This window comes from Teichococcus aestuarii (genome assembly GCF_042651065.1).
In the GTDB taxonomy this organism is placed as follows: domain Bacteria; phylum Pseudomonadota; class Alphaproteobacteria; order Acetobacterales; family Acetobacteraceae; genus Pseudoroseomonas; species Pseudoroseomonas aestuarii.
This window is the reverse complement of sequence record NZ_JBHSCH010000101.1, coordinates 1-11,036: the sequence shown is the minus strand read 5'-3', so window position 1 is coordinate 11,036 and position 11,036 is coordinate 1. Positions and strand designations below refer to the sequence as shown.

Below are 11,036 nucleotides of genomic sequence, written 5' to 3'. Positions count from 1 at the left end.
CAGCCAGAACAGGCCAGCCATGGCAGCACCTCCGGCCGCCATGGAATCACAGCAGGACCAAAGCGCAAGAGGTCCGTTAATAGGTCCTGAGCCTAGGACATGCTTGCGAAAACTCAGGCTTAACTCGACTTCGGCCATCTGAGGCATGCGTAGGCGGCGCGGCGAGGGAGTGGTTAGGCTGGTATGTCGCCGCCAAGAGACGCCGCCATGCTTCACCTGCCATCCTGTTTCGCCGCGGTGATCCTGAGCTTTGCGACGCTGTTTCTTTAGCGGAGCGACAAAGATGGTTGCACCTCGACGAGGTCCGCCGCACGGGGGAGGCTGGGATGGATGGCATCTCCGCCTTCAACCCCGATAAAGGGCAGGTGAACGATGCCATCGCAGTACCCGACACGCTACCGCCCGGTATATCGTCAGCCAGAGCGCGAGAAGCCGTAGACGACGGAGGGGTTCTCGACCAAAATGCGGCTGCGTGTAGCAGGATCGGGTACCCATTCCGCCAGCAGGTCGAGCAGTATGGCGTCATCCGGCTTTGCATTTAGAGGCTGGGTGGGGTGGGGCCAATCGCTCCCCCAGAGCATCCGCTCCGGTGCGGAGCGGACCAGTGCCGCCGCGACCACACCGGCATCCGCATATCTCGGCGCGCCGCTCCGGCTACGGATGTAGGCGCCCGAGAGTTTCACCCAGGTCCTGCCCGCATCCAGCAGCCTTCGCACTGCCTGGAAGGCGGGGGTGGCGGTGCCGCCGGGCTGCGGCACCTGGCCGATATGGTCCAGCACCAGGGGGCAGGGCAGGGAGCCCAGCATCGGCTCGGCAGCCAGGAGCGTCGCCTCGGCGGCGTTCACCTGAAGATGCCAGCCGAGCGGCGCCACGCGCCGGGCCAGCGGCGTCAGGTGCTCCGGGCGGAGCACGCCTGGCATGGTCAGGTTGAAGCGGATGCCGCGCACGCCAGCATCGTCCATCGCCCGAAGAGCGCTGTCCGAAATGTCCGGCGGCACCACCACCACCAGGCGGAAGCGGTCGCGCCCCAGCACCTCCAGCGCCTGCAGATGCAGGCTGTTATCCGTTCCATAAGCGGAAGGCTGCACAAGGATCCCGCATGAGAGGCCGAGCCGGGTCTGCAGCAGCCGGTAATGCTCCGCCGTGGCATCCGGATGGTGCGGCGTGCCAGCGGCCGAGGGCCACCGCGCGTCATAGACGTGGAAGTGGCAGTCCGTGGCTCCGGCCGGCACCGCCAGGCTGGGAGTGGCCGTGCCGGCAGACCAGGGCACCGGGGAGGAGACGGTCGGCATGCCGCTTAATCCAGCGTGGCGCCGGAGACGCGCACCAGTTCCTGCCACATCGGCCGCTCGCGCGCCGCACGCGCCGCGGCCTCCTGCGGCGTGGTGCCAAGCGCCCGGGTGCCGGTCTGCGCGAAGCGCTTCTGCAGGGCCGGGTCCGCCGCCGCCTCGCGCATCGCCCGCGACAGGCGCTCCACCACCGGCGCGGGCGTGCCCGCCGGTACCGTGACGGCGCCCCAGGAAGTGACGGCGAAATCCGCCACGCCGGCCTCGGCCATGGTGGGGATGTCCGGCAGGTCTGGCCAGCGTTCGGCCGAGGTCACGGCGAGTGCCCGCAGCCTGCCGCCGCGCAGATTGGCCAGCGCGGTGGGCACGTTGTCCACCACGAGCTGGATATCGCCCCGCAGCATGCCGGTCAGTGCCTCCGAGCCGCCCTTGAAGGGCACGTGCAGGCCCTGGATGCCGGTCCTGCGGCACAGCATCTCGCCGGAAAGATGCACCGTGGTGCCGATGCCGGAACTGCCGAAGGTGATGCCCTGCGGCTGCTTCTTCGCCCAGGCGACGAACTCGCTCAGCGTACGCGCCGGCACATGCTCGGCCGGCACGACCACCACCAGCGGCGCCTCCCAGCCTAGCGAGACCGGCACCAAGTCCTTTTCGGGGTCATAGGGCAGGTTGCTGTAGAGGAACTGGTTGATGGCCAGGGTATTCACCGCCGAGGCGCCGAGCGTGTAGCCGTCGGCCTCGGCATGGGCGACCGCTGCCGTGCCGATGGTGCCGCCGCCGCCGGGGCGGTTCTCCACCACCACGGACTGCCCGAGCCGGGCGCCCAGCCCGTCCGCGATCAGCCGTGCAGCGATGTCCACCGCGCCGCCGGGCGGGTAGGGCACGACCAGCCGCAGCGGCCGCTCTGGCCAGGAGGCGGCCCGGGCCAGCCCGGGCGTGGCGAACAGCGCGGCGGTGCTGGCGCCAAGGAAGGTGCGTCGGACGATCATGCGAGGGGCTCCTGAGTGGCGGCGCGAGGACGGCCGAGATGCGGCGGCAGGCGGTAGGTCTCGATGGCGGTGCCGGCGAAGAGCGCCGCCTTCTCATCGTCCGAGGCGGCGGCTGCAATACGCTTGAAGGCATTCCAGCAGGCGCTATAGCCGAACATGCCCTTGTCCACGGAAAAGTTGCTCTCGAACATGCAGCGATGCGCGCCGAAGAGCGCGATGCAGGTCTCGATGTAGGGCGCCCAAGCGGCGGCGAGTTCCACCGAACCTGGCGGCGTGGCAGCCTCGTGGAAGCGGAAGCCGCTCAGCGCCATGCCAAGGCCACCGAGCTTGACGCGCAGGTTCGGCAGCGCCGCCAGCCGCCGCATCGCGGCCCGCCAGACGCCGAAGACCTCCTCCCGCCGTCCGGCGAAGGGGCCGATGCCGATCGGCCCGCCCAGATGGTCGAGGATCACGGTGAGGTCGGGCAGGGCGCGCGCCAGAGCCTCCACTTCCGCAAGCTGCGTGTGATAGGCCCAGACATCCAGCGTCAGCCCATAGCGCGGCAGCAGCCCGGCGCCGCGCAGGAAGGTGGGATCGGCCAGCAGCCCCTCGCGCGGCTTGATCGGGTTGGTCTGGATGCCGGGATCGGGGTGGAAGGCTGTGTTGTTGCGGATGCCGCGGAAGCGCTCCGGCGCGGCGCGCAGATGCGCCTCCAGCACCGGCGCCACTCGCTCGCCAAGCGTCAGGTCGGCGAAGCCGACAATGCCCTGGCAGGCCCGCAGCGGCCCATACAGCCCGCTGGCGCTCTGCGCCGCGACGCCGTTGACGAACTCCGTCTCGCCGACCGGCCGCATGGCTTCCGGCCCGTCGGCACGGAACATCGAGCGGCAGGTGACGAAGACCGTGCCGCGGATGTCGTGCCCGCCGCGCGTGTCGCGCAGCAGGTCGTCGAACAGATAGCGGTCGCCCGCGCGATCCCAGAGGTGGTGGTGCGGGTCCACGATGGGCAGCGCCGGCTCGAGCGGCGGCTCGGCCCCGCGCGCCAGCCACTCCTCGCGCACCGGGATGTGCGGGCTATGAAGGGTGGATGCCATGGCGCCTACTCCAGCGTGATCCCGGCCTCCTTCACAAAGCCCTGCCAGCGCCGGCTCTGCGCCTGGAAGAACTCCGCGAATTGCTGTGGCGTGTTCGGCTCCGTCTGCAACTCCTGCGCGCGTAGCTTGGCGGCGATGTCAGGCTTCGCCTGGGCCGCGTTCAGAAGGGCGTTGAGCCTGGTCACGATGGGCTCCGGCGTGCCCTTCGGCACGAAGACGCCGTTCCACTCGTAGGTCTCGAATCCCGGCAGCGTGTCGGAGAGTGGCGGCAAGTCCGGCAGCGAGGCGAGGCGGCCCCGCCCGGTATGCGCCAGGGCGCGCAGCGTGCCCTCCTTGAGGAAGGCGATGGGGCCGTTGACGTTGCCGAGATACAGGTCGACCTGCCCGGACATCAGGTCGGCATAGATCGGCGCGCCGCCGCGATAGGGCACGTGGTTGACCGGCGCGCCGGATTCGCGCGCGAACAGCTCCAGCGCCAGGTGCTGGATCGAGCCGATGCCGGCCGAGGCCCCGTTCAGCCCCCCCGGCGTAGCCTTGGACAGTGCGATCAGCTCGGCCGGCGTAGTGGCTTTCACCTTCGGGTTCACCAGCAGGAGCTGCGGCACGGTGATGGAGCGGAACACCGGCACGAAGTCGCGCTGCGCGCTGTAGCTGAGGTTCTTGAACAGCGCGGCCTCCACCGAGAGGCCGGTGGAGCCGTAGAGCACGGTGTAGCCGTCGGGCGCCGCCTGGGCGGCGGCGGCGGCGCCGATGGTGCCGGTGGCCCCGGCGCGGTTCTCGATCACGAAGGGCTGACCGGTGGCCTCGGCCGCCGCGGCGAAGAGCAGTCGGGTCACCACGTCGGCGGTGCCGCCCGGCGGCCAGGGCACGATGACGCGCACCGGGCGGTTCGGCCACTCGCCCGCCTGCGCCTGGGCTGTCCGGGCGGCAAGCAGCAGGCTCGGGGTTGCCAGCAGGGCGGCGCGGCGCCCCAGCTTCGGCGTATCGGTCATTCCTGTTCCTCCTCTCGCATTGGTCTTGGCGCCAGGCATGCGCTGGCGCTGCGCGCGGGAGGGGGAGCCCCCCGCACGATGGTCCTTCTCTGGTGTCCTGGGGCCGCGGCCCCCGGCGGTCAGGCGGGGTTCAGAGCGGCAAGGCCCCCTTCGACCACCACGGCGCCTTCGGTGGCCGGGCAGCGGCCGGCGAGCACGGTGATGATGCTGTCCGCCGCGCTGGTCGCCATGGCCACGGCGCCGCGCGGCGTGTTGGCCGCGAGGTGCGGCGTCGGCACCAGGCGCGGGTGCCGGCGCAGCGGGCTGTCCCCGGGCAGCGGCTCGGTGGAGAAGACGTCCACCCCGGCCCAGGCGAGCTGGCCGGATTCCAGCGCCGCCAGCAGCGCCGCCTCGTCCACGATGCCGCCGCGGGCGGTGTGGACGAGGATGGCGCCCCGCGGCAGCCGCGCCAGCTCGGCGGCGCCGATCATGCCGCGCGTCTCCGGCTCCAGCGGGCAGTGCAGCGAGAGCACCTCCGCCTGTTCCAGCAGCGCGTCGAGCGTCGGCACCCGCTCCGCCGGGCCGGGCAGCGGCCCCTCGGGCAGATAGGGGTCATAGGCCAGCACGCGCATGCCGAAGGCGGCGGCGAAGCGCGCCACCTTGGAGCCGATCGCGCCATGGCCAACGATGCCGAGCGTCATGCCCTCGATGTCGCGCGTCATGCGGGAGGTCTTCTCCCACAGGCCGTCGCGCATCTTCGCGCTGACGTCGGGCAGGTCCTTCAGCAGGGTCAGCATCAGCGCCATCGCGTGCTCGGCGACGGAGCGGGAATTCGCCCCGGCGGCGCGTGTCACGGTCAGGCGGCGCGCCCGCGCGGCGGGCACGTCGATGCCGTCGATGCCGGCGCCATGGCGGGCCACCACGCGCAGATCCGGCGCGGCGGCATCCATCACGGTGCCGTCGATGCGGCCCTGACGGTGCAGCAGCGCCACGGGCCGGTGCGTGGCGATGGCTTCCAGCAGTTCCGCCTCACCCGGATAGCCCGTGGTGCAGACCGGCTCCAGCCCGGCCTGCTCCAGCATCGCCATGGCCTCGGGCGCCAGCCAGGCGGCAGTGATCAGGACGACGGGGCGGGTCATTCCACGCCCTCGCAGCCGAGCCGGCGCAGCGCCGCGTCCACCCAGGCGGCGTCATGCGTGCCCGCCTCGATGTTCGCCATCTGCTTGTGCTCGGCCGCCTGCTTGGCCATGGCGGCGGCATGGATCGCCTCGACGCTGCCGAAAGGCACGCAGAGCAGCCCGTCATCGTCGCCGAGGATGAGGTCACCGGGCTCGATCACCATGCCGTCGATGGCGACCGGCACGTTGATCTCGCCGGGGCCGTCCTTGTAGGGGCCGCGATGCGTGACGCCGGCGGCGAAGACCGGGAAGGGCTGCGCGGCGATGGCGGCGCTGTCGCGGATGGCGCCGTTGATCACGATGCCGCCGAGGCCGCGGCGCACCATCTGCGCAAGCATCAGCTCGCCGATCAGCGCGTTGGTGAGGTCGCCGCCCGCATCCACCACGATGACATCGCCCGGCGCGGCGAGGCCCAGCGCCTTGTGGATCATGAGGTTGTCGCCGGGGCGGGTCTTCACCGTGAAGGCGGGGCCGCGCAGCGGGGCGCCATCATGCATCGGCCGCAGGCGCGGACCGCCGGCCGTCATGCGGGCCATGACGTCGCTGACATTGGCCACCGGCAGGTCGCGGAAGCGCTCCACCCACTCCGCGGAAACCGCGCGGCTGCGCGGCAAAATCCTGAAGCCCAAGGCCATTCTGTTTCCTCCAGCGATCCGCCGCCCTGCGGCGGCCTGGACGGCACCCTTGCGGAGCCGGAGAAAAAATGCAACGTCATTTCGAAATTCCGGCCAACCGGCCATCCGCTCTGGGAGGAGCTTGCCCAATGCCGCTTTCCACCCCTGCTGCCCCTCTGCTGCCGCGCCGCCGCCTGCTGCTGGCCAGTGCCGGCCTGGCCCTGGGCGCGCTCGCGCGCCCGGCCCTGGCAGCATCCTCCTACCCGTCCCGCCCGGTGCGCATCGTGGTGCCCTGGGCCCCCGGCGGCGCGGTGGACGTGGTGGCGCGCCGCATGGCGCAGAAGCTGGCCGACCGGCTAGGCCAGCCCTTCGTCGTCGAGAACAAGGCGGGCGCCACAGGCACCATTGGCGCGGCGGAGGTGGCCCGCGCCGAACCAGACGGGCAGACCCTGCTGGCGATGGACAACACCTACGCGACCCTGCCCTTCCTGTTCAACAACCTGCCCTTCGACCATGCCGGGGCTTTCGCGCCGATCACCGTCAGCGCCTTCTCGCCGGTTCTGCTGCTGGTCAACGCCAAGTCGCCCTACCAGGACCTCCCCTCGCTGATCGCGGCGGCGAAGCGCGAGCCAAACAAGATTACCTTCGGCTCCGGCGGTGTCGGCAGCTCGCTGCACCTCTCGGCCGAGGCCTTCCAGCAGGCTGCGGGGGCGAAGCTGTTCCACGTCCCCTACAAGGGCGGTGGGGAAGCGGTGCGGGCGACCATCTCGGGCGAGGTGGACATGGCCATGCCCTCGCTCGGCTCCGGCCTCGGTGGCATCAAGGGCGGCCTGCTGCGACCGCTGGCAATCAGCGGCGCGCACCGCGTGGATGCGCTGCCGGACACGCCCACCTTCGACGAGGCCGGGCTGAAGGGCTTCAGCATCATCAACTGGTCCGGCCTCGTCGCGCCGCGCGGCACGCCGCAGCCGGTGATCGACCAGCTCTACCAGGCCATGGCGGCTTCCCTGCGCGAGCAGGACATGCTGGCCTTCCTGAAGACGCTGGCGGCCGAACCCGGCGGCATGCCGCCCGCCGAATTCGGCAAGCTGATCCAGCAGGAGCAGACCCTCTGGGCCGAAGTCGCCAAGAGCGCCGGCATCGAGCGGCAGTGAGGGTCCGGCCGTGAGCTTCTTCGCCCCGCCGCCCCGCATCGAGACCACGCTCTTCTCGCGCCTGCCGGATCGCTTCCGCCACCTGAGGCGCACCGCCTGGAGCGACGCCAACCGCGCCGGCAAGCCGGTGGACAGCTTCCTGGAGGGCCCGGTCTTCGACCGGAACGGCCTGCTCTACGTCACCGACATCCCTTTCGGGCGCATCTTCCGCGTCTCGCCCGGGGGCGAGTGGCAGCAAGTGGCCGAGTATGACGGCTGGCCGAACGGCATGAAGATCGCGCCCGATGGACGCTTCGTCGTCACCGACTACAAGCGCGGCCTGCTGGTGCTGGACCCGGCATCGGGCGCCGTCACGCCGCTGCTGGAGACAGCGCGCTCGGAAAGCTTCAAGGGCGTCAACGATCTCTGCTTCTCGGCGGCTGGCGACATCTACTTCACCGACCAGGGGCAGACCGGGTTGCAGGACCCCACGGGCCGCGTCTGGCGTCTGGAGCCCGATGGCCGGCTGACCTGCCTGATCGACACCATCCCGAGCCCCAACGGCATCGTGCTGGCGGCGGACGAGAGCCACCTTCTGGTCGGCGTCACCCGTGCCAACCAGATCTGGCGCCTGCCGCTGCACGCGGACGGCAGCGTGACCAAGGCCAGCATCTTCTGCCACATGCATGGCGGGCCAAGCGGGCCGGACGGGCTGGCGCTCGACCAGGAGAACTGCCTGCTGGTCGCGCATGCCGGCTTTGGCACGGTCTGGCGGCTTTCGCCGCGCGCCGAGCCGCTGCTGCGCATCGCCTCCTGCGCGGGGTGGTCCACCACCAACCTCGCCTTCGGCGGTCCGGACCGGCGCAGCCTGTTCATCACCGAGTCCGAGACCGGCAGCATCCTGCGCGCCGAGCTGTCCGCGCCCGGCCAGATCCTGCCGGCCTGAACGCGACGCCCGCCGGCGCGGCGCGCGTCGCCAGCAACCAAACGCCCCGAAGAGGGCACGAGAGGAAGGTCCAGACCATGTTGCGACGCCATTTCCTGGGCGCGGCAGCCGCCACGACGCTGGCCCTGCCGAACCTCGCGCGGGCGAGGGAGAAAAGCGTGCTGTGCTTCATCCCCTTCGTTGATCTGTCGCTGCTCGACCCGGTTGCCACCACTGCGACGCCGACGCGCAACCACGCCTTCATGGTGTTCGACACGCTCTACGGCCTGGACGCACAGTTCCAGCCGCAGCCGCAGATGGTGCAGGGCCACGCGGTCGAGGATGACGGCCGCCTCTGGAGGCTGACGCTGCGCGACGGCCTCCGATTCCACGATGGCAGCACCGTCACCGGGCGCGATTGCGTGGCCAGCATCCGCCGCTGGGCGTCACGGGACTCCTTCGGCCAGGCACTGATGGCCGTGACGGACGAGCTTTCCGCGCCGGACGACCGCACCATCCTGTTCCGCCTCAGGAAGCCCTTCCCGCTGCTGCCGGCGGCGCTGGCCAAGGCCTCGCCCAGCATGTGCGCCATCATGCCCGAGCGGCTGGCCAGGACCGACGCCGCCAGGCAGGTGACGGAGATCGTCGGCAGCGGTCCGTTCCGCTTCCTGGAAAGCGAGCACATGGCCGGCGCCCGCGCCGTCTATGCGCGCTTCGACGGCTACGTGCCGCGGGCCGATGGTGTCGCGGGCGGCACCGCCGGCCCCAAGGTCGTGCATTTCGAGCGGGTGGAATGGACGGTCATGCCGGACGTCTCCGCCGCCTCCGGCGCGCTGATGGCCGGGGAGGCCGACTGGTGGGAAACCCCGTCCCCCGATCTCGTCGCCCTGCTGAAGCGCAACCGGGACATACGGGTGGAGGTGAAGGACCGCCAGGGCCTGACACCGATCCTGCGCTTCAACTGCATCCAGCCGCCCTTCGACAACGCCGCGCTGCGCCGCGCCGTGCTGGGCGCGGTGGACCAGTCCGAGTTCATGCAGGCCTACAGCAGCGATCCGGAGACCTGGCACGTCAAGCTGGGTATGTTCTGCCCCGGCACGCCGATGGCAAACGATGTCGGCTTCGACCGCCTCTTCGGCAAGACCGACATCGCGCGCGCGAAGCAGGCGGTCGCGGCCTCCGGCTACAAGGGCGAGAAGGTCGCCTTCATGCTGCCGATGGACCATCCGGTGAGCGCGCCGATCGGGCAGGTCGGCATCGATCTGTTCCAGCGCATCGGGTTGAACGTGGACGTGCAGGCAGTGGACAGCGGCACGCTGTTCCAACGCCGCAACTCGCGCGAGCCGGTGGAGAAGGGCGGCTGGAGCGTCTTCCCATCCATGGTCTCGGGCCTGAACATCCTCGATCCGGCGGTGACCAGCGTGGCGCGCGCCAATGGGCTGAAGGGCTGGTATGGCTGGCCCACCAGCGAGGAAGCGGAGCGGCTGCGCGATGCCTGGATAGAAGAGCGCGACCCGGCTGCGCAGAAGACGCTGGCCGAGCAGATGCAGGCCCAGGCCTGGAAGGATGCCACCTTCCTGCCCACCGGCCAGATCTTCCAGCCCATGGCCTGGCGCCGCGATATCGGCGGCGTGCTCGACGGCTTCGTAAAGTTCTGGAACGTGCGTCGGGTCTGAGAGCCCGGCCCGGCTCCCGCATCCTGCCGGGAGCCGGGACCGGGGGAGAGAAATCCTCCCCCGGACCTCGTCTTCTCTCCTTTCTCCGGGTCTTGCCGCGCTCGTTCCGCGTGCTCACACAGAACTGGGGAACCGCTCCGGCACCTGACCCCGCCGGGGCGGCCGTTGGTACGGGCGGAACAGGATCGATGGCAGAAGGGCGGATCCAGGGGCGTTCACGCCTCCAGCCTTCCTGCCCGCGCAGCCCCGTGGCCAGCCATCCTCCAAGGAGGGCTCCGGATCGTCAGGCAGGGTTGGAGGGGGAGGGGATCTCCGGCATCCGGCCGCCCAGGCTGCGGGTCAGCCGTGCCGCGGCCTCGCGCAGGGCAGGGCGGATCGCCTCAGCCGCCTCCGCCGTCAGGCGGGTGATCGGGCCAGTGACGCAGACCGCGCCGGCGAACGTCTCCTCCGGTCCGAAGGCCGGCATGGCCATGCCGGCCACATGCGGATCGTTGGCGCCGGCGGTGTAGAGCGGGAAGTCCAGCATAGCGGCTTCCGGCGGCAGCGGCGAGGTGGTGAACAGCCGCAGCACCTGCGCGATGGCAGAATTGTCCATCGGCAGCCTGTCGCCCGGCCGGACATGCAGCCGCAGGCGATGCGGCGAGTCCACGCGGAACAGGCAAAGCCGGCTCTCGCCGCGCCGGATGTAGAAGGAGGTGCTTTCGCCGGTGCGTTCCACCAGCGTCTCCAGCACCGGCATTACATGCGCCTCCAGCCGAAAGGATTGCTGGTAGATCATGCCCAGGCGCAGCAGTTCGGCATCGAGCCGGTACTGCCCCTCCGCCGTGCGCGAGAGATAGCCGAAGGCCTCCAACGAAACCGCCAGGCGCATGATGGTCGTCTTGACCAGCCCGGTCCGCGCTGAGAGTTCGGCCAGGGATAGCGCAGCGTCGCCCTTACGGAAGGCGCTGAGGATTGTCAGCAGGCGCTCCGCCGAGGCAACGCCCTCCAGCGCGGGAGCAGGACGAAGTTTGTTGATCATGGCCGCAGGTCTAACGCCCGGCATGTGCCCCGATCAAGCATCCGGACGGCAGCGTCGGGACCGGCGGGAGGCGGCTAGGCTCAGGACCTATTAACGGACCTCTTGCGCTTTGGTCCTGCTGTGATTCCATGGCGGCCGGAGGTGCTGCCATGGCTGGCCTGTTCTGGCTG

Annotated in this window: 10 protein-coding genes; 3 read left to right on the top strand and 7 right to left on the bottom strand. The window is 70.5% G+C overall.

The window, feature by feature from the left end; translation table 11 throughout:
* Positions 1–413: 413 nt before the first annotated feature.
* From ACFOY6_RS22770 to ACFOY6_RS22745, 6 genes are all read right to left on the bottom strand, one after another.
* Complete coding sequence (locus ACFOY6_RS22770; protein ID WP_379638966.1) at positions 414–1,292, bottom strand: amidohydrolase family protein; 879 nt, start codon at positions 1,290–1,292, stop codon at positions 414–416.
* A gap of 5 nt (positions 1,293–1,297) precedes the next feature.
* Positions 1,298–2,275, bottom strand: a complete 978-nt coding sequence (locus ACFOY6_RS22765; protein WP_379638986.1) for a Bug family tripartite tricarboxylate transporter substrate binding protein — start codon at positions 2,273–2,275, stop codon at positions 1,298–1,300.
* Complete coding sequence (locus tag ACFOY6_RS22760) at positions 2,272–3,348, bottom strand: amidohydrolase family protein (protein ID WP_379652324.1); 1,077 nt, start codon at positions 3,346–3,348, stop codon at positions 2,272–2,274. Before ACFOY6_RS22760 ends, ACFOY6_RS22765 begins: the two co-directional genes overlap by 4 nt.
* A gap of 5 nt (positions 3,349–3,353) precedes the next feature.
* A complete protein-coding gene (locus tag ACFOY6_RS22755) occupies positions 3,354–4,340 on the bottom strand; it encodes a Bug family tripartite tricarboxylate transporter substrate binding protein (protein ID WP_379652323.1) in 987 nt (328 codons plus the stop codon).
* A gap of 119 nt (positions 4,341–4,459) precedes the next feature.
* On the bottom strand, positions 4,460–5,458 hold the full coding sequence (locus tag ACFOY6_RS22750) for a hydroxyacid dehydrogenase (protein WP_379652322.1): 999 nt from the start codon (positions 5,456–5,458) through the stop codon (positions 4,460–4,462).
* On the bottom strand, positions 5,455–6,132 hold the full coding sequence (locus tag ACFOY6_RS22745) for an RraA family protein (RefSeq protein WP_379652321.1): 678 nt from the start codon (positions 6,130–6,132) through the stop codon (positions 5,455–5,457). The genes ACFOY6_RS22750 and ACFOY6_RS22745 overlap by 4 nt, the downstream gene beginning before the upstream one ends.
* Before the next feature lie 128 nt (positions 6,133–6,260).
* On the opposite strand from ACFOY6_RS22745, the gene ACFOY6_RS22740 reads away from it, so the two are divergent.
* The 3 genes from ACFOY6_RS22740 to ACFOY6_RS22730 all read left to right on the top strand — a co-directional run bounded on the left by ACFOY6_RS22740 (position 6,261) and on the right by ACFOY6_RS22730 (position 9,845).
* On the top strand, positions 6,261–7,265 hold the full coding sequence (locus ACFOY6_RS22740; protein WP_379652320.1) for a Bug family tripartite tricarboxylate transporter substrate binding protein: 1,005 nt from the start codon (positions 6,261–6,263) through the stop codon (positions 7,263–7,265).
* Positions 7,266–7,275: 10 nt separating this feature from the next.
* Complete coding sequence (locus tag ACFOY6_RS22735) at positions 7,276–8,190, top strand: SMP-30/gluconolactonase/LRE family protein (RefSeq protein ID WP_379639066.1); 915 nt, start codon at positions 7,276–7,278, stop codon at positions 8,188–8,190.
* 77 nt (positions 8,191–8,267) lie between these two features.
* The gene (locus ACFOY6_RS22730) at positions 8,268–9,845 is read left to right on the top strand and encodes an ABC transporter substrate-binding protein (RefSeq protein WP_379652319.1); all 1,578 of its coding nucleotides are present in this window, start codon (positions 8,268–8,270) and stop codon (positions 9,843–9,845) included.
* 283 nt (positions 9,846–10,128) lie between these two features.
* Here ACFOY6_RS22730 and ACFOY6_RS22725 read toward each other — a convergent pair whose 3' ends face one another.
* Positions 10,129–10,866: an IclR family transcriptional regulator gene (locus ACFOY6_RS22725; protein WP_379652318.1), complete on the bottom strand. Its 738-nt coding sequence runs from the start codon at positions 10,864–10,866 to the stop codon at positions 10,129–10,131.
* Between the last annotated feature and the right edge of the window lie 170 nt (positions 10,867–11,036).

Excerpts from the sequence above, each read along its gene's own strand:
- ACFOY6_RS22770 (WP_379638966.1), bottom strand. The coding sequence starts at position 1,292 with ATGCCGACCGTCTCCTCCCCGGTGCCCTGGTCTGCCGGCACGGCCACT.
- ACFOY6_RS22765 (WP_379638986.1), bottom strand. The coding sequence starts at position 2,275 with ATGATCGTCCGACGCACCTTCCTTGGCGCCAGCACCGCCGCGCTGTTC.
- ACFOY6_RS22760 (WP_379652324.1), bottom strand. The coding sequence starts at position 3,348 with ATGGCATCCACCCTTCATAGCCCGCACATCCCGGTGCGCGAGGAGTGG.
- ACFOY6_RS22755 (WP_379652323.1), bottom strand. The coding sequence starts at position 4,340 with ATGACCGATACGCCGAAGCTGGGGCGCCGCGCCGCCCTGCTGGCAACC.
- ACFOY6_RS22750 (WP_379652322.1), bottom strand. The coding sequence starts at position 5,458 with ATGACCCGCCCCGTCGTCCTGATCACTGCCGCCTGGCTGGCGCCCGAG.
- ACFOY6_RS22745 (WP_379652321.1), bottom strand. The coding sequence starts at position 6,132 with ATGGCCTTGGGCTTCAGGATTTTGCCGCGCAGCCGCGCGGTTTCCGCG.
- ACFOY6_RS22740 (WP_379652320.1), top strand. The coding sequence starts at position 6,261 with ATGCCGCTTTCCACCCCTGCTGCCCCTCTGCTGCCGCGCCGCCGCCTG.
- ACFOY6_RS22730 (WP_379652319.1), top strand. The coding sequence starts at position 8,268 with ATGTTGCGACGCCATTTCCTGGGCGCGGCAGCCGCCACGACGCTGGCC.
- ACFOY6_RS22725 (WP_379652318.1), bottom strand. The coding sequence starts at position 10,866 with ATGATCAACAAACTTCGTCCTGCTCCCGCGCTGGAGGGCGTTGCCTCG.